Genomic DNA, 18,353 nt, shown 5'->3' on the forward strand with positions numbered 1-18,353 from the left:
CAAGGGGGCATCTGATATGGCGGACGTTGCCGATCGCGCGAAACAGCAGCAAGACCACGAACAGTCGTTCATAGGATCTCTCTTCACCCTGCCATTCCGATTCGCTGCAGTGATGTTCCTCTCTCTGGGGGGAGCCATCATCGTCGAATGGATCTGCATGTACTTCTTCTGGCCGGAGGCCGGTTGGCAGCATGCTCGTGCAATGCTCGATCATGAACTCAGCTGGCTCTCCAAGGGGTTCCTGCAGAGTGTGGTTGTTCAAGAGCCAGGCCGAACGGCGACATGGCTGGTTCAAACCACATATGACTGGCTGGTGGTCAAGACTGGGCTTCAGGACTGGGTTCAACACACCTCTGATTATGCTGCGACAGGACAACGATCACGCGGTTTCGATATGCGCTACATGCTAGGCGTGGGAGTCAGCAAGTTTCAGGATTACGGCCTTGCGGCGCTCTACACGACACTGGTGTTTTGCGTGCGTCTGGTGATCCTGACCCTCGCAATCCCGTTATTTGTGATGACGGCATTTGTTGGTTTTGTGGACGGGCTGGTGCGCAGAGACTTGCGGCGGTTCGGTGCCGGCCGCGAGTCCAGCTACCTCTATCACAAAGCTCGAGCAACGATGGTGCCGCTGGTGATAGTCCCCTGGAGCCTTTACCTGGCTCTGCCATTCAGCGTGAGCCCTTTGCTAGTGCTCCTGCCATGCGCGGCACTGCTCGGCCTGGCGGTCAGCATTACGGCGTCCAGCTTCAAAAAATACCTTTAGGTGCCCTCCATGCAATGGACAGAAGAACAACTGCCAGCTATTCACTCCTTCGCAAAGAAGCTACTGGTCCAGGCGTTTGCCGGTACCGGGAAGACAACGACACTCGTCGGTTACGCCACGCACAACTCGTCGGTCAAAATGCTGTACCTCTGCTACAACAAAGCCGTTGAGATCGCGGCAAAGAATCGTTTTCCACGCAATGTGACCTGCAAAACAGCTCACGGCCTCGCCTACGCTGTCTATGGCAGCCAGTACAAACACAAGCAGGCTGGCAATCTGCGTTTGACCGACATCGCGAGGACGATCAATACCCAGGATTGGGAGCTGGCCAAAGATATCGTTTCTACCCTCAATGCCTTCATGGCCAGCAAGGATCTGGAGCTGCTGGAAGACCACTTTGTGCGATTCCAGAGCAACCGCACACTGACCTCGGTCCAGCAGCAGTACATGAGTAAAGCGCTCAACCTGACCAGAGACGTTTGGCAGAAGATGGTCGATATCAACGATCGCTCAGTCCCCATGACGCACGATGGCTATCTGAAGCTGTACCAGATGAGCCAGCCAGATCTGAGCCAGCGTTTCGGTGCGATTTTGCTCGACGAAGGGCAGGACGTGAACCCGGTCATCGCGAATCTGGTCCAGATCCAAACAATAACTCAAGTCACTGTAGGTGATCGGCATCAGCAGCTGTATCGGTTCAGAGGCGCTGTGGATGCTTTAAACAGCCCGGCGATGAAGGACGCCGAGAAGCACTTCCTGACTCAGAGCTTCAGATTTGGACCGGCTGTTGCCTACGTGGCCAACGTCATCCTTTCCTTCAAGGGTGAAAAGATCCCCCTGCAAGGCCTGGGACAGCCGACGCTGGTGAAACGAGCCTTACCGGACGATCTTCCTCATCGCACCTACCTGCACCGTACTGTGAGCGGTGTGATCGAGAACGCGCTGCGCCTGGTCAACCAAAACCACCGCATGCAGTGGATCGGAGGGATCGACAGCTATTCCTTGCGCGATCTGGAGGACCTGTTCTATTTCAGCCGGCATATGAATGACCAGGTCCAGCAGCGCAAATTGCTGACCGACTATGCCGATTACGACCAGTATGTCGTGATCGCGAAGGCCACGCAGGATCCTGAGATGCTGCGCTCGATCAAAATCATCGAAAACTATGCGGATCTGCCCCTACGAATCGAGCAGCTGCGTGCTGCATCTGTCACGTCGGAGCTCGATGCAACCGTGACCCTTACCACTGCGCACAGAGCCAAAGGTCTGGAGTGGGACTTCGTTGGGCTTTATGACGACTTTTCAGCAGATCCGCTTTCCCCTGACATCGATGCCGGCAAACGCGACGATGAGCTGAACCTTCTGTACGTAGCTGTCACACGAGCCATGAAGATTCTGGCCGTCAACTCTCTTGTGATCGACATCATGCAGCGCTTCAAAGACATGAAGCAGCGCTAGAAACCTTGATGCGCTGCCCCATTCCCAATCAACTACCTCTTATGACGCAAGTCTTCTTCGGTCAGATCTAAGAAGGCGGGCTCTACACCGCAATGAGCTACTACGCTTTGAAAGCTCGCGTGTGTCCAATCCGGTTTACGTTCGGAATCAAGGGTAACGATTGCCCACGAACCGTCTGGTGAGATGCCAAGACCGGGGGCATATCGTTCGATCCAAACAGAACGTTCAAGAATTTTATCCATTGACGAAAGCGCCTTGGGAAGGGCTTTTTCAGAATCAAGACGCTTAACAACACCATACATGATGTCTTCAATAACGTTTGTAACGGACGTGCCGTTGTAGTCACGAAGTTGAGCTATCAGACAGACAAGGGATCCGTCATCCTTGATACGCACACGAACAAAACATGCTCCCATGGAGTGGAAGCCTTTGTACTCAAAATTGCGGTAGTCCAGCGTCTGCATCCCTACGTTTCCTTTGAAAATAACTGCGTGGACCGGCTCATGACCGGCGTAGTAAATATCTCACTACCTATACCATTTTCCAAATGGAATAGGTTTGGCGCTTCGCCCAGCGCTTAGAGACTGCAAAAATGACCTGCCCTTCCCCATCTGCTTGCAGTAGGTATCCGATGACACTCTATGAATACACCCAGACCTTCGTCCCCCTGCCCTACAAAACCGTGACCAGCGGCATGTTGATGTTCAAGTCGATAGATGAGACGACCCAGCCGGATGTTGAGAGGTATATGAGCGACCCAGAAACTCTGGCCGTATTGAATCGACATGGCAGAGAAGGATGGGAGCTGGTGAGCGTTCAGCAGATAAATCGTGGCCGTGAACAGATTGGCAACCAAAACGCACAGGGCTGGGCGCTTGGCTACACACTCAGTACGGGCTTCCTATTCTTCTTCAAACGCTGCGTGAGAATTCAGCAAGTCGAATAATGGGACTTCGACCTGCTTTCTGGCGATAAATGACTTGAAGGGAGTGTCGCTGGCCTCCTAAACGTCATGAGCATCGTCCAAGTCGTCAAGAAGCCATGAATAATCTTGATCAAGCATAGGTCTCATCGAGTCGTCGAAATGAATTCTCGCGCGTTTGAGCTTAAAGTTGGACGTAGGCTCGGTTATTTTCCAAAATTTTATGGTCGATTTTTCCCCTCCCAGCATCGACATGGTCGACTCAAAAATTGCTGAAGGACAGTTCATACCAAATGTGACGGATTTGACAGGGAATGGGCTACGGTCTAACCCGATGGGAGCGAGTAACCTCCATTCTTTCTCGTATCTCCACTCGCCCGACTTTGTGAGTAGAGAGGCCCTCTCGACCTCGAGCTGCGACTGTACGTCGCCATCCTGCAACCACCGGAGAATTGAGTCGGCTAGTATTTCACGGCTCTTGCCATACACCACTTTATGGATACGCGTCGATTTGAGATCCGAAGTGTCATACTCAATGCACACACCTCGATGCTGCTGCCCATAGTGTGACCACATCAATGGGCTTGTCGCATTCGCACTGAGACAAAGAACGCCCGTGGCAAGTGTGTCTTTTACTTCACTCTGAATCAGCATCAACAGCTCACGTTGATAATAGCCTGCCTGATCGGTGATCTCTGGATCCGTCGCCATGTACTCTATTCCACGGATAGCATCCTGTACCTCGGTCTCCCCGAGTCGAGCTCGGTGCAAGTCGAGTTTCTGCCCCTTCAACTTTAAGCGTTTCAGCGCTGCAGAGGACTCCTTCTCTACGCGCCTAATGACCATTAACTTTAGAAGCAATTTCAGTCTTTCAATGCTTTGGTCACCAGCGATTACGACAGGCCGGCAATCTAATGGGTCGTTGAACGTCCCTGGATCAGCGTAAAAAACTTTTCCGTGGTACAGCTGCTCTACCATACGATCACTGAAACTTAAATATTTGTACAAGCTTGCTGGTGCTTTACCCATCACATCAATAACTCCAATCCTTCCCTATGAAGCTCTCAGCAGCATGTCTGCTCCGACCCACCATTGAGAGCGCTGCATGCTGTGCATTAAAGCCTCGCCAAACGACTTTCTTCAATGAATCTCTGGCCGGATGAGCAGTTAGCACGCCAACCTAAACCCCCTCAGACCTAAAAAGGGTTTCGTACTGATTCCTTCCGGGGCGTTGGTCATGCTGTGGACATAGATTCCTACAGCTTCCAAGGCCCGCGACGTGAAAATCAAACTCCCCGCGATCAAACCAGCGTTTTCAAGCGTGCAGATCTGCCTGTCTGCAGTCCTCATATGCACACCGCTGCTTTCCTCGCATGCCCGAGCAGCCGGCACGGCTTCCGAGCAAGCCAACGTGGAAGTAATGATTCGCCAGCTCAATGCGCTTGAGGCCGTAGCACAGCGCAGCGCTAACCTACCCAGTGAATCGGCCCAGCGCTATCACCTGGATTACTCCAGATTAGTCAGCGATATCGCACGCATTCGCCAAGGCCTGCAGGATTATCTGACTCCCTCTCGGGCACAGCCCCGCGACCCAGTCGAGATATCAGGCCAATACAACGTCAGCGGTGATCACACGCGATGACGATGTCCTCCACCCAGATCAGTGCCTTTCAGGCCGCTGCCGGCTTTTCACCGTCCAACAGCAACACGCTTTGGACCGGGCTTGCTATGGGCATCCTCATTCTGTGGGGCGTCTGGGTGTTTACAAGCATTTATCGCGGTTGGGCGACAAGAAATCTTGCAGCTCCAGCGGCTGCAGTAGCAGCTACTCGCTGGGCGGTGCTGTTCATGATTATGACTTTCATGCTGTTGAGTTGATTTTTCCAAGGAGACAAAGATGACGCTGTATCGATTATTTTCCCAGGCATTTGCCCTTTTTCAGTCCCGCCGCTCAATCGTCCTGATGGCGGTAAGCCCAGGTAGTGCTTTTGCAGCGCTACCAGGCGCACAGGCTCCGACGCGCGGCACGGGGACCAGCTTCATACAGACGATTCAAAACTACGCGTTTGATGGCTTCACACTACTTGGGTTGTGTCTCTGCGCTTACGGCATCGTGATGGTCGGACGCCATGCGCTTGGCGTCTTCCACGAAATCCATATGGGCAAAGCCAAATGGGCTGACTTGGGCAGCACTGCCATAGTCGGTGTGTGCTTGATTGGCGTCACGATCTACCTGGTCACTACAGCTTCCAACATCCTTTGAGTCGCAGAGGCTTCCATGACTGAGCGCCAGCAAGATCAGCATGAAGACGGCACCCTGCGTTTTCTGCCAAGTCGATTGAACAATCAGCCAGTGGTGATTGGCGGTCTTACGGCGGACGAGATGTGGGTCACTGTATTTGGCTGTGGTGGGTTTGGCTTTGTGATTGGTCTGCCGCTGGCCTTCATGGTGACTCCATCCATGCCGGTGGTATGCGCCCTCATAGGAGGAGTATTGGGAATGCTCATCGCATCTAGGGTCTTGCGACGCCTTAAACGCGGTAGACCAGAGACATGGGTCTACCGCAGGTTGCAGCTACAAACGGCGATGCTCGGCCCGACCTCATTCAACAAAGCCAACCTGGTCCTTCGATCAGGCAACTGGACTTGCCGCCGGAGCGAGCACCGATGAGCCGTTTCTTGAAGTTGGCCGACTCACAACGCGCCCACATCACAAGCTTGAGAATAGCCATTGTATTGCTCGCGCTTATTAATGCCGGGCTCGGTGTCGGCTGGTGGAGCGCCCCCAAGCAATTGACCGTTCACGTTCCGCCAGATCTGAGGTCTGGAAGCACGCGAATGTGGTGGGATGTCCCTCCCCAATCGGTATACACATTCGGCCTGTACATCTTTCAGCAAATGAACCGGTGGCCGGTCGACGGCGAGCAGGACTACCAAGCCAATATCACCCGTCTGGATGCTTACATCACGCCATCTTGCAAGCATTACCTTCAGAGTGATTTTGAACTGCGCAGGTCTAGCGGTGAGCTACGCAAGCGCGTCCGAGGCGTGTACGAAATTCCAGGTCGAGGCTATGGAGATTCGCCAGAGATCAGGACGGTGACCAACTCTATCGACGATTGGACTGTCACGCTCGATATCACAGCAGACGAGTATTACGGCGGGCAGTTGGTCAAGCGTGCCCTCGCGAGATATCCGCTCCACGTTGTACGTATGGACGTCGACCCTGAAACCAATCCCTTCGGTTTGGCCTGGGACTGCTACAACGGCGCACCACAACGCATCGAGGGCAATGTTGAAGCTCCCGCAACTCCGTCGAAAGGAGTCTTCAAATGAGTGTATTGCGGGTAATCACATGCTCGACATTACTGGCGGTGTTGGTTGGCAACGTCCAAGTCGCCTCGGCAGTCGAGATTCTCCGCTGGGAGCGGTTGCCGCTGGCCGTTCCTCTGCGCATCAATCAGGAACGCATCGTCTTCGTTGATCAGAATGTTCGTGTTGGACTCCCGCGTTCGCTGACTGAAAAGCTGCGGGTGCAGAGTACGGGGGGCGCGATCTACCTGTATGCGAAGGAAGCGATAGAGCCAACTCGAGTTCAGCTGCAGAACGCCAAGACCGGTGAGATCATTCTGGTCGACATCGCTGCTACAGAGGCATCTACGGATCAAACGCCGCTTGAGCCGGTGAAGATAGTCGAAGGTGAAACATCATCCGCACGCTATGGAGGGGCTGCTACAGCACGCTCAGCCAAGGCCACTGCGAAGAGCACGGACTCATCCAGCCGTTCAAGCGATGAAGACGATGAACCAGAGGAAGTGGTCAAGCGTGAAACTCCCGTCCCAGTCGTCCTCACCCGCTATGCAGCCCAGATGCTCTATGCGCCATTGCGCACCGTTGAGCCTGTAGACGGCATCGCCCAGGTGAAGGTTGAGCGCAACCTTGATCTGGCCACCCTGCTTCCCACTCTACCTGTGAAGTCCACACCCTTAGGTGCATGGCGTCTGGATGATTATTGGGTGACTGCTGTGAGGCTGCAGAATCAGACGACGCAGCGCATCACGCTTGACCCTCGCGAGCTCATGGGTGAATTCGTCACTGCAGCGTTTCAACATCCTTACCTTGGATCACGCGGCGATGCCAGTGACACCACGACCTTGTACTTGGTCACGCGAGGACACGGGCTGACACAGGCGGCCGTATTCTCGGCGACCCAAGCAGATCCGCGTGCAGCGCAAGGAGCGAAGCATGAAAGGTAATCCGCTGCTCAAGTACCTGGTGATTCCATTCCTCCTGCTTGTGATTTTCGTCGGCATCAAATCACTGGGAAGTGCCCCCGCACCAAGTACCGAAACCCCTGCTCCAAAACTGACGGCTGAGCAAGCCAAAGCTCTTGGTGTGGAAGGCGACACGCCGAGCGATACGCTGCGCACGGTCGTCGCCGAAGGACGCGAGCTCAAGCAACAGATCACAGACGTCATTGCGCAGAACAATGCCTACAAGCAGGACAACGAGACGCTCAAACAGCGACTGGCAAACGTTGACCAGAACGTCGAACAGCGCCTTAAAAACGCCCAGGAGCAATTCAAGCTGGATAGTCAGCAGCAACAGCAGAGCGTGCTGGAGGGCTTGCGCAAACAGATGGATGAACTGACCCGAATGGGACAAAACAGTAATTCCAGTTCGGACCTACCGATTGGTTTGGGTGTTCAGCCTGGTGATGGCCAACAGTTCAAATCGGAAACAAGCGGTTCAGACATCGTGTGGATTGATCCACAGGACGCGACGGCCCTGGACAGCAACGGTAAACCGATCACTGCCGGCAATAGCGTCCCAGCCAGCGCCTACAGCTTTCCTACAGCCTTCGGCGAGTCCGTAGACCGAGGCCAGAAAGCGCTCACAACAGGCGCTCAGTCTGTCCGCGATGACATGGGTGGCCAGCAACAGGAACGTAAGAAGGTACGTCGTGCCTATACCCTGCCTCAGAACTCGACGTTGATGGGATCTGTGGCCATGTCAGCGCTGATTGGGCGAGTCCCTGTTGATGGGACGGTTAATGACCCCTACCCGTTCAAGGTCCTGATCGGTCCCGACAACCTGACCGCCAATGGCATCGACCTTCCCGACGTAGCGGGTGCCGTGGCCAGCGGTACAGCATCCGGCGACTGGACCCTCTCGTGCGTGCGGGGGCAGATCAAAAGTCTGACCTTCGTGTTTACCGACGGCACTGTCCGCACGTTGCCGGCACCGGTTCAGGGTGGGAATCAACAGAACAACAACCAGAACAACTCTGGAGACCAACAACCCATCCAGGGTGGTCTGGGCTGGATAAGTGATCCATACGGCATTCCCTGTATTGCGGGCGAGCGACGCAGCAATGCTCAACAGTACATCGGCTCACAAGCCCTCATTACCGCAGCCGGTGCTGGAGCAGCATCGTTGATCAAGACCGAGGGAAGCACCTCCTCTTACGTCTCGAACGCTTCTGGGACGCTGGGTAGCACCGGTTTGTCTGGTAACGAGGCGATGGGAAAGATCCTGACCCAAGGAGTCACGGATGTTTCGAGCTGGGTTAACAAACTCTACGGACAAGCGTTCGCGGCCATTTATGTCCTGCCTGGTGCGCAAGTCTCACTGCACATCGATCAAGAGCTAGAAATTGACTACGAACTCAAAGGCCGCAAGGTCAAGTACGCCTCAGGAGCGAACCATGCCAATGCCAACCTGGATTGATCACTTGGGCTCAGCGCGCAGCGCGCTGTTGTATTGCGTTCTCACGGCGGGCTTGCTGGCTGGATGCTCGACAAACAAAGAGCAAATGCTGCCACATGGTCAAAACACCATGATGGACGTCTGGAATCAAGGCACGACCGGTTCGGCCGGGAGCGCTAGTGGCCGGCAGTTGCTCGATGCGCGTTCGGAGTTACGCCGTCCAATCGACTTAGGCGCTACCCAGCCTTTGCAGGACAGCGCGGCCTACACCCGTACCGCTCAAAACGAGATCTACAGCCAGTTCAAACGACTGCCCAATCCGGATCTTGTCATGTATGTGTTTCCGCACCTTGCGGGCTCCGATCCAGCACCAGTCCCTGGCTACACCACTGTGTTCCCTCTCTATCAGCGTGTGCAGTACGCCATGCCTGGCGAGCGGGTCGAGGACTACTGATGACTCTTTTTCAACGGCTCAAAAGCCGCGCGTCCCTCAATTCAGCTACGCAGACGGATATAGCGGGCGACCCTCTGCTGAGCGAGCCTTCAGCGGTCGAACTTGAACAGCCTGAGGATGATCTGGTTGGGGATTTGAAAGCTTCAGATCAAAACGATGTGGATGCTGCCCTTGAACGTTACCTGAAGCGACTGGAGGATCAGGGCATACCCGCGCCAGGCGATTGGAGAAACCCGAAGCAGAAGCCTGCCACGGTTGGCGACGTCGCCGCGCTGTACGACGTCAAGCCGAGCTTTGTCGACCTCCTTCCATGGATTGAGTACCTGCCAGCTGAGCAAGCGATGCTGCTTGAGGATGGCAAATCCTTGGCAGCATTCTTCGAACTGACTCCGATCGGCACTGAAGGCCGTGATCCCGAATGGCTTCGCAAGGTGCGCGATGCCCTGGAGAACGCGCTGCAAAACAGTTTTGACGAGCTCGATACTTCACCTTGGGTTGTGCAGTTCTACGCGAAGGACGAAACCAGCTGGGATGACTACCTTCGTAACCTGCGTGAATACATCCGACCACAGGCTAAAGGCAGCCCGTTCTCGGAGCTGTATCTGGATCTTTTCAAGCATCACCTCGATGCAATCGCCAAACCTGGTGGTCTTTTTGAAGACACCACAGTTTCAAAATTGCCTTGGCGTGGCCAGCAGCGCCGCGTGCGGGTAGTCGTGTATCGCCGGGTAGTCGGTGATGCAGCGTTCCGTGGCCAAACCCCTGCCATGCACCTGGACAACATTTGTCAGCGTTTCACAGGAGGTCTGGCCAACGCCGGCATTAAAAGCAAACGGATGGACGGTTACGACATCCGACATTGGCTCCTGCAGTGGTTCAACCCTCACCCTGATCACCTGGGCACGACTCTCAAAGACTTTGATCGCTTCTTTCAACTGGTGAACAAACGCACAGAGGATGCAGGCGAGGATCTCCCACTGGTCACTGGCGACGACTTCGCCCAGGGACTCTTTTATCGAGAGCCAAAATCCGACAGTCAAAAAGGCTTGTGGTACTTCGATGGCCAGCCTCACAGAGTCATCATGCTGGATCGGCTGCGCGAAGCCCCGAAGACCGGCCACCTGACTGGCGAAACACGTAAAGGCGGTGATGCCTTGCATGCCCTGTTCGACAAGTTGCCTGAGGACACTGTGTTGGCCATCACCCTGGTCATCACACCTCAAGACGTGCTGGAGGCTCATCTTGAAAAGCTGGCACGCAAGTCGGTGGGTGACAACCAGGCTTCACTACTGACCCGCGAAGCGGTAAACGATGCCAGGAAACTGATCGGTCGTGAGCACAAGCTGTACCGAGGCAGCATCGCCTTTTACCTCAAGGGAAATGACGAAGCACAGCTCACCGCGCGCAGCATGCAGTTGACCAACGCATTGCTGGGTGCCGGTATGGAACCCGTAGCATCTGACGACGAGGTGGCCCCGCTCAACAGCTACCTGCGTTGGCTTCCCGGGAATTTCGACGTCAATCAAAAGCGATCCATGGACTGGTACGTGCAGATGATGCTCGCCCAGCATGTTGCAAACCTGTGCCCGGTGTGGGGTCGCTCCAGTGGTACTGGGCATCCTGGCATCACGCTATTCAACCGTGGTGGAGCTCCACTGACATTTGATCCATTCAACAAGCTGGATCGTCAGATGAATGCCCACATGTTTCTGTTCGGCCCCACAGGGGCAGGTAAGTCCGCCACGTTGAATAACCTGCTCAACCAGCTCATTGCGGTTTACGCTCCCCGCCTGTTCATCGTCGAGGCGGGTAACAGTTTCGGCCTACTCGGGGATTTCGCGAAAAAGCTTGGGTTGACAGTCAACAGGATCAAGCTGGCCCCGAACTCGGGCGTTAGCCTGGCTCCGTTCGCTGACGCCATTCGCTTGGTAAACACTCCGAGCCAGGTCAAGACCTTGGACGCTGATGACCTAGAGAGCTCTGACGAGGACATGAATGCCAAGCCCGATGAAGACGATGATGAACGGGATGTCCTCGGCGAGATGGAAATCGTAGCCCGTTTGATGATCACCGGCGGTGAGGAAAAAGAGGAAGCTCGGCTGACCCGGGCTGACCGCAGCGTAATCCGACAGTGCATCCTTGCAGCGGCCAGAATTTGCTCCGACGCCGATCGCACCGTCCTGACGGAAGATGTCCGCAATGCGTTGCGCGCGGCCGGGGAAGACACCTCCATTCCCGAGGGCAGACGCAATCGGATGCTTGAAATGGCCGAAGCCATGGACATGTTTTGCATGGGCGCCGACGGGGAGATGTTCAACCGTGCGGGTACGCCTTGGCCTGAGGCAGATCTGACCATCGTCGACTTGGCCACCTACGCACGTGAGGGCTACAACGCCCAGTTGTCGATCGCTTACATCTCGCTGATCAACACCGTGAACAACATAGCGGAGCGTGATCAGTACAAGGGCCGTCCTCTTGTCAACGTGACAGACGAAGGCCACATCATCACCAAAAACCCCCTCCTCGCCCCTTACATTATGAAGATCACCAAAATGTGGCGAAAGCTCGGGGCCTGGTTCTGGCTGGCAACACAGAACATGGATGACTTTCCTCCCTCAACTGCACCAATGCTCAACATGATCGAGTGGTGGATCTGCTTGAACATGCCGCCTGACGAAGTGGAAAAGATCTCCCGTTTCCGTGAGCTCACACCTGCACAGAAAGGCTTGATGCTGTCAGCACGCAAAGAGAGCGGTAAATACACCGAAGGCGTGGTTCTTTCGAAATCGATGGAAGTCCTGTTTCGCGCTGTTCCGCCGAGCCTGTACCTGGCATTGGCCATGACCGAGCCTGAAGAGAAAAAACAGCGTTACGACCTGATGCAGTCCATGGGTGTCGACGAGTTGGGAGCTGCCCTGGAAGTAGCTGCAGATCTCGACCGGAAACGAGGTATTGAGCCCCTGAACATTACATTCCCAACACCCCGTGCATTGGAGAACCTGGCATGAGAGCCATGGATGCCCTGACTCAAAATCTGATCGACAGTCTGACCAAAATACTTCAGTGCCCGCAGGAAGACTCCCTGCTCGCATTGAAGATCTGCGCGCCGGTATTGATCGAGCACTTACAAGTCGTCAAACATGTAGCGGTAGATCGCCGAGAGATTCAGTCCCAACTGCACAAAGCACTGGATCAGTGGCTTGAGCATCACCCTCAGCCTGAAAGCGCTCAGAAAGCTCTTCTGACGCTGCTGGATCAGGAGCTGCTGGCAAAACAGATTCTCGACAAAGAGGCCTCCGCATGAAGCGACCGACGCGCCGGCAAATCCTCTACTGCATCGGTGCGGTCGCCTTGGCTATCTCACCTTTTCTGCTGACCGAGGTGATTCAAAATAACCCTGGCGTCACAGGTGACCCCGTGGCGCCGGCAGCCGATCAGAAGAGACATAGTGGCGGATGGGTATACGGGAGCCGTGGCGCCCGTTTCACCATCGTCGAATATGCAGATCTGGAATGCCCCTACTGCAAGGATTACTTCCCACACCTCAAAGCCTGGGTTGATCAGCATCCAGACGTGAATCTTCAGTGGCACCATCTGCCCCTGACGATGCATGAGCCTGCAGCGAGCTATGAGGCTCGTTGGGCTGAGTGCGCGGGGATTGAGGGAGGCAATGACGCTTTTTGGCTCGCAGTCGAGCTGATTTATCAGCGTACTCGGTCGAACGGTGCTGGAACTGCTGGCAATCCGCAGATCCCTGGGCTTGAAGATCGACAGCACTTCATTGATAACTGCGCTGCGAGAAACCTGTCTGTGCAACAGGCCGTCATTAGCCAGGCTCACAAGGCGAGCCAGGGCGGCATCACAGCCACCCCTACGCTGGTCATTAAGGACAAGCAATCTGGTCGCTCGATCAAGCTGCAGGGAGCACCTGACGGTAACGTGCTTCTTTCCGCAATAGATTGGCTGGCAGCGGGGCCGACCGCTGGTGCTCAGAAGTGAACGCAAACGTCTTCAAAAGCGAAGTAGTGGTCAGCTCACGCCACCCTGTTCGAGGTCGGGTGTGCTGGAGCTACGTATGGAATGGCCACTGCAACTAACCCGATCATTATGTCACCACTCACTAGTCGCGAATTTGCGATGAGACGCCCCCAAGGATGGCGCGATCATGACTCCCGATGCTGGGCGAAAAGGTCGCATCTTTACCAGATCTTCGAGCCCGATAGCTTTGGTAGTGACTACATTGATAATGTGCCCAGCCCCATAGAAGTGTACAGATACTGTATATTCTATACAGCCTGTAAGGATGTTCCGAAGCCGCTACCAATTCAGACGAAAAATACTGATTTTTCTGATCTGCTGCTGCACTGCACTGCACGCAAAAATTATATGCGTACATCCCCAACTCTGAAAAGGGAGATGATAGTAAGCATCTCATCCGGTAGCTGAAGCCGGGCATGCCAGATATAAGTACTTACCTTCATGGAAGCTTCACAGAATACTCCAACCAGGCGTGCTGAATAAGACTCCTGGTGGGCAGAATCGTGTTTGAGACAAGATTCGGACCAAAAGAGCGAATTCTGGATACGGAAAATAGTTTTCTCTTGGAGAAGCACATCCGTTGAAAATCGTGTTTACTAGCCGTCTCCATATCGTAGAAACGGATTTCCCATGCGAGCACTGGCTGATGGATACATCCCGGTAGACCGAACATTTCGTGAACTTGAATTTGACTCTGCTGCCAGCGATGAAACAGTGTTGACGCAGGTATTTGGCCAGGAAAGCGCGCTTCGCTGGGAAGACCTACTTCGAGAACCGCGAGTCGTTGTGTTGTCGGAAGCCGGGGCGGGGAAAACAGCTGAAATCCAAAATGCTGCCAGAAGACTTAGGAATGCAGGCAAGCACGCTTTTTTTATGCGAATAGAGTCCATCACCTCAGATCTGGAAAGTGCCTTCGAAGAAGGCACACACGCTGAGTTTCACGAATGGCTGGCAAGTGGCGAAGAGGGGTGGTTGTTATTGGACTCGGTGGATGAAGCACGATTGCGACATCCAAAGGATTTCGAGGTCGCTATCAAGCGTCTCAGCCTAACACTCAAAAGCGTGATGCAGCAGGCCCACATCCTCATCACAGGACGTACTTCTGCCTGGAGAGTGAAAACCGACCTTATATTGTGCCGAACTAAATTTCCTTTCCAGCTGCATAGATACGAGTCAAATGAACAGGATGCACCTGATGAGCTAGGCGTCGTATCCCGCGAAGATCCCCCTGAGCAAAATGCCGCCGCACCATTCAAAATTTTCGCGTTAGAGCCTCTAGATGGTGATCACATCACCGCATTCCTCCGTGCGAAGGAGGTCCCAGCCCCCAAAGATTTTCTTAATCAGGTTGAGCTTATGGATGCGGGCTCTCTGACAACACGCCCGCAAGACCTGATTGAACTCATCGATTACTGGAAAATTAACCACACCATTGGCTCTCGTTACGACCTGATGCGCAGTAGCGTTGATCGTCGCTTGCAAGAGCGTGATCAGGACAGAGCACAGGCTCGATCGCTCACTCCACTGCAATCGCGAAAAGGAGCCCGGCTTGTTGCGGCGGCTGCAACGTTATGTCAGCAGTCAGCGATTCAAACGCCCGACGGGGAACACAACGATCAAGGGCTAGACATACGAGAGATTCTTCCTTCATGGGATGATGCGAAGCGTCAGCTGCTTTTGGAGCGACCCATCTTCGACGGAGGCATCTACGGTACGGTTCGCTTCCATCACCGTTCAGTGCGAGAGTACCTGACTGCAGAGTGGCTAAGTGAGCTCCTCAAACAGGACTCATCACGCCAACAAGTAGAGAATCTATTTTTTCGAAGTAAGTACGGGTTAGAGGTCGTGATCCCCGTGATGCGACCGGTTTTATCTTGGCTAGTGCTGAAAGACGAACGGATCCTCGACCATGTTTGTAGTCTCTGCCCCGAGGTCATATTTGAAGGCGGCGACCCCAGTCGGCTACCTCTTCCGGTTCGAATTCGTATCTTACGAGACGCTTGTAAGCAACTCTCGCGACCTGCGTATAGCAGATCAATTACTGATTTTTCATCTATCAAACGGTTTGCAGCGCCGGATCTAACTGATGAGATCAAAGCCTTGCTAATTGAGTTCGTTCATAACGAGGACACGTCATGGTTTCTACTACTGATGGTTTGGCAAGGCCGAATGACAGGAGCAGTAGAACAGACAATGCATCTTGCACTGAACTCTCCCCTGCACGGCACTCGGGTTGCGGCGTTTCAAGCCTTGTCAGAGATAGGGTCTAAAAAAAATCGGCAGGATGTACGAACACAAATTCTTGAAGAGGTTGACGAGCTTCATCAAGAATGGTTGCAAGAGCTAATACCTTGGCTCGAGCCTAGTGAAGAGTCGGTCAGATGGCTGGTTCGTGCGCTTGAGCAATCAGCTCCTGCAGAGCGATATATTATTGACTCTTTGACCAGAGTGCTTTCTAAGCATTTAGCAGACTGGCCGGCCTCAATTCTAGCAAATCTAGCTATAGGGCTGCTTGAACTTCTAAATACGCCTCCATTCTTGCAGTCATTCACAACCAGTATATCTGAACGATTTCAGTGGCTGACCAACCCTACAGCCCAAATCATATTGGCACTGATCAGTAGCCGAGCTATTTCGGCTGTAAGTGAGCCAGTGCTGTCTCTGTTGCGTAAGATCCCAATGCTCCACGAAGTTGGCGAGCTCGATTCAAGCAGAATCGTAGAGTCACTGCAGCAGCACGTAGCTAATTGGCCTGAACTGAATCAAGTATTGTTCTGGTACGACGTAGCCGAGTCGCGGGAGTACTTGAGATCTTACAGTCATGGGCTCCAACCCCTAGTCCTTTCTTCACAGGTAGGAATTTTCGGTCATCTGTGGTCGTTTGACGAAAAAGATCTCGTATGGATATGCGGAGACATTAGAAATCGGGAGTTACCGGATGACAAATCGGTGGCGTTGACTCTGGCGTTTTCGCTTTACCGCGATAGCGGAGAGCGTAGTGATGTTTTGGAGTACATAATTTCTGCATGTCCAAGGGACGACGCTCTGGAAGCCTTGCTTCAAAACCTGATAAATCCTCCGCACAATCCCCCCCAGGAATGGGCTGTGCAGCACGAACGCCTCAGAAGAAAAGCCGCGCGTCGGGCCCTTGTGAAGGATGGCCGCAAGCGTCAATGGAGGGAACGGCTACAAGCCGAGAAAGCATTGATCAGAGCTCCTCAAGTGCCAGGACAGTTCAACAAGTACCAATGCTATTTGCTGGAGCGGCTGAGCAGACCATCGAATGGCTCCTCCAATTGGAGCGAGAGAACTTGGCGCGATCTGACTCCAGAATTTGGAGAAGACGTTGCATCCGCCTTCCGCGACGGCGCTGTCGAGTTCTGGCGTGAGTACAAACCTTTGCTGCGCTCCGAAGGTGCAGTTCAAAACTCAACGCTCTACAGCGTCATATTCGGGCTGGTCGGGCTATCCATCGAAGCAAGGGAGGATGAAGGTTGGTTGAAAGCCCTCTCACACGAAGAGGCAGTCCTGGCCACTCGGTACGGCTTGCATGAACTCAACGGTTTCCCGGGCTGGCTGCCTGGACTCTACCGTGAATATCCAGCTGCGGTGCTGGATATATTAAACAAAGAAATCGATTTCGAGTTGACTATCAAGGAACCTAATTCAGACAGTTCTTACGTGTTGTACGATATTAGTTGGGCTGGAGAATGGTTATGGAATGGATTGGCCCAGAGCTTCATCGAGCGTCTAAGAATTACCCCGAAGAGCGTTAAACGGCTTCGCCAAATGCTGACCATAATCCAAGGTTCATCTTTGGAGCAAACGTCTATCATCGGACTAGTGTCTCGCAAAGCGAAAGCCACAAAGGACCTAACAACAGCTCCGCTATGGTTTGCAGCATGGGTCGGCGTTGAACCTCATATGGCCATTCCAGCACTCACCGCACGGCTATCTTCGATCCCCGATGACGCAAGTGCGACTGACTTCGCAATACGTTTCATTACCGCACTAGTCAGCAGTCGTCGAGAGCGAGCATTGGCACGCGACGCTTTTCGCACCATAGACCATATGAAAGCATTGTATTTACTCATGAATACCTATATCCATGAAGAACGTGACATTCGGCGTGCCAACTCTGGAGTTTATTCACCGGAGTTGAGAGACGACGCGCAGGATGCCCGCAATGCGTTGTTCACATTCATTCGCGATACCCCTGGCAAAGAGGCGTTCTATGCCCTATTAGAAATTTCAAAGCATCACCCCAACAGTAGCTCGCGGCCTTGGATGGCTTTGCAAGCTAAGGAAAAAGCTACACTCGACGCGAATATGGCTCCCTGGACCCCTCAGCAGGTATGCGAATTCAATGATCGGCTGGAGCGCACACCCGCAACCCATAGAGACCTATGGGATCTGACTGTGGTACAGCTCCTAGACCTTAAACATTCACTGGAAGACGGCGACTCCAGCATCGCGTCACTTCTTCAGCCAGCGTTCCAAGAAACCGACATCCGCAAATACATCGGCAACTGGTGCAGAGAGCGGTCCCGAAATCGCTACACGGTGCCTCAGGAAGAGCAACTCGCTGACGATAAGCGTCCAGACCTGCGCTTCCACGGTCAAGGCTTTGATGCTCAGGTTCCGGTTGAACTGAAGCTTGCGGAGAAATGGAGCGGCGACCAGTTGCTGGAGCGTTTGGAAAATCAGCTGGCCGGGGACTACCTCCGCGATATTCATTCTAAATATGGCGTCTACTTACTGGTGTATCACGGACAGAAGCCGGGGAAAAAATGGAAGCTCGACGCCGGGAAAGTTGCCGAAACTTTCGAAGAGTTAATCGAAGGACTGCAACAATACTGGAGGAAGCTCGCCCCCCAATTTCCCGAGGTTGAAGATATTGAGGTTATTGGAGTGGACCTCACCAAACGAGGTATTCCCGCGCAAACGCCGTCCAGGAAGCGTCTCAAAAGACAGAAGAGCAAGCCTTAGCGCAAGTACTTGAACTC

General features: G+C 53.8%; 17 protein-coding genes. 15 read left to right on the forward strand and 2 right to left on the reverse strand.

Going from position 1 to position 18,353, the window contains the following annotated elements:
* Positions 1–16 precede the first annotated feature (16 nt).
* Together JOE33_RS07000 and JOE33_RS07005 are read left to right on the forward strand one after the other, a co-directional pair.
* Positions 17–766, forward strand: coding sequence for a TIGR03747 family integrating conjugative element membrane protein (locus JOE33_RS07000; RefSeq protein ID WP_003317503.1), 750 nt, complete (start codon positions 17–19; stop codon positions 764–766).
* Positions 767–775: 9 nt separating this feature from the next.
* Positions 776–2,224 carry a UvrD-helicase domain-containing protein gene (locus tag JOE33_RS07005; protein ID WP_209924052.1) on the forward strand — a complete coding sequence of 483 codons (1,449 nt, stop codon included), beginning with the start codon at positions 776–778 and terminating at the stop codon, positions 2,222–2,224.
* Positions 2,225–2,256: 32 nt separating this feature from the next.
* Here the strand turns inward: JOE33_RS07005 and JOE33_RS07010 are convergent, their stop codons facing one another.
* The gene (locus tag JOE33_RS07010; protein ID WP_017699417.1) at positions 2,257–2,688 is read right to left on the reverse strand and encodes a hypothetical protein; all 432 of its coding nucleotides are present in this window, start codon (positions 2,686–2,688) and stop codon (positions 2,257–2,259) included.
* Between the two features lie 167 nt (positions 2,689–2,855).
* On the opposite strand from JOE33_RS07010, the gene JOE33_RS07015 reads away from it, so the two are divergent.
* Entirely contained in the window at positions 2,856–3,170 is a 315-nt protein-coding gene (locus JOE33_RS07015; RefSeq protein ID WP_004409778.1) for a DUF4177 domain-containing protein, read from the forward strand.
* Positions 3,171–3,227: 57 nt separating this feature from the next.
* Here the strand turns inward: JOE33_RS07015 and JOE33_RS07020 are convergent, their stop codons facing one another.
* Entirely contained in the window at positions 3,228–4,175 is a 948-nt protein-coding gene (locus tag JOE33_RS07020; protein WP_235810023.1) for a DUF2971 domain-containing protein, read from the reverse strand.
* Positions 4,176–4,425: 250 nt separating this feature from the next.
* On the opposite strand from JOE33_RS07020, the gene JOE33_RS07025 reads away from it, so the two are divergent.
* The 12 genes from JOE33_RS07025 to JOE33_RS07080 all read left to right on the forward strand — a co-directional run bounded on the left by JOE33_RS07025 (position 4,426) and on the right by JOE33_RS07080 (position 18,336).
* Positions 4,426–4,788, forward strand: a complete 363-nt coding sequence (locus JOE33_RS07025; RefSeq protein WP_074594590.1) for an RAQPRD family integrative conjugative element protein — start codon at positions 4,426–4,428, stop codon at positions 4,786–4,788.
* Complete coding sequence (locus JOE33_RS07030; protein ID WP_054994236.1) at positions 4,785–5,024, forward strand: TIGR03758 family integrating conjugative element protein; 240 nt, start codon at positions 4,785–4,787, stop codon at positions 5,022–5,024. Before JOE33_RS07025 ends, JOE33_RS07030 begins: the two co-directional genes overlap by 4 nt.
* Positions 5,025–5,043: 19 nt before the next feature.
* Positions 5,044–5,409 carry a TIGR03745 family integrating conjugative element membrane protein gene (locus tag JOE33_RS07035; protein WP_054994237.1) on the forward strand — a complete coding sequence of 122 codons (366 nt, stop codon included), beginning with the start codon at positions 5,044–5,046 and terminating at the stop codon, positions 5,407–5,409.
* A 15-nt stretch (positions 5,410–5,424) separates the two neighbouring features.
* Complete coding sequence (locus tag JOE33_RS07040) at positions 5,425–5,817, forward strand: TIGR03750 family conjugal transfer protein (RefSeq protein ID WP_054994238.1); 393 nt, start codon at positions 5,425–5,427, stop codon at positions 5,815–5,817.
* Positions 5,814–6,482 (forward strand): PFL_4703 family integrating conjugative element protein, encoded by a 669-nt coding sequence (locus JOE33_RS07045; protein ID WP_054994239.1) that lies wholly within the window; start codon positions 5,814–5,816, stop codon positions 6,480–6,482. The genes JOE33_RS07040 and JOE33_RS07045 overlap by 4 nt, the downstream gene beginning before the upstream one ends.
* Entirely contained in the window at positions 6,479–7,402 is a 924-nt protein-coding gene (locus tag JOE33_RS07050; protein ID WP_209924053.1) for a TIGR03749 family integrating conjugative element protein, read from the forward strand. The genes JOE33_RS07045 and JOE33_RS07050 overlap by 4 nt, the downstream gene beginning before the upstream one ends.
* Entirely contained in the window at positions 7,392–8,876 is a 1,485-nt protein-coding gene (locus JOE33_RS07055; RefSeq protein ID WP_209924054.1) for a TIGR03752 family integrating conjugative element protein, read from the forward strand. The genes JOE33_RS07050 and JOE33_RS07055 overlap by 11 nt, the downstream gene beginning before the upstream one ends.
* The gene (locus JOE33_RS07060; RefSeq protein WP_209924055.1) at positions 8,854–9,309 is read left to right on the forward strand and encodes a TIGR03751 family conjugal transfer lipoprotein; all 456 of its coding nucleotides are present in this window, start codon (positions 8,854–8,856) and stop codon (positions 9,307–9,309) included. Before JOE33_RS07055 ends, JOE33_RS07060 begins: the two co-directional genes overlap by 23 nt.
* Complete coding sequence (locus JOE33_RS07065) at positions 9,309–12,317, forward strand: conjugative transfer ATPase (RefSeq protein ID WP_074594595.1); 3,009 nt, start codon at positions 9,309–9,311, stop codon at positions 12,315–12,317. Before JOE33_RS07060 ends, JOE33_RS07065 begins: the two co-directional genes overlap by 1 nt.
* Complete coding sequence (locus JOE33_RS07070) at positions 12,314–12,613, forward strand: hypothetical protein (protein ID WP_054994242.1); 300 nt, start codon at positions 12,314–12,316, stop codon at positions 12,611–12,613. Before JOE33_RS07065 ends, JOE33_RS07070 begins: the two co-directional genes overlap by 4 nt.
* Positions 12,610–13,308, forward strand: coding sequence for a thioredoxin domain-containing protein (locus tag JOE33_RS07075; protein WP_054994243.1), 699 nt, complete (start codon positions 12,610–12,612; stop codon positions 13,306–13,308). Before JOE33_RS07070 ends, JOE33_RS07075 begins: the two co-directional genes overlap by 4 nt.
* A 669-nt stretch (positions 13,309–13,977) precedes the next feature.
* Positions 13,978–18,336 carry a hypothetical protein gene (locus tag JOE33_RS07080; RefSeq protein WP_209924056.1) on the forward strand — a complete coding sequence of 1,453 codons (4,359 nt, stop codon included), beginning with the start codon at positions 13,978–13,980 and terminating at the stop codon, positions 18,334–18,336.
* The last annotated feature ends 17 nt before the right edge of the window (positions 18,337–18,353 follow it).

This window comes from Pseudomonas sp. PvP027 (assembly GCF_017833005.1).
Taxonomy (GTDB): Bacteria; Pseudomonadota; Gammaproteobacteria; order Pseudomonadales; family Pseudomonadaceae; genus Aquipseudomonas; species Aquipseudomonas congelans.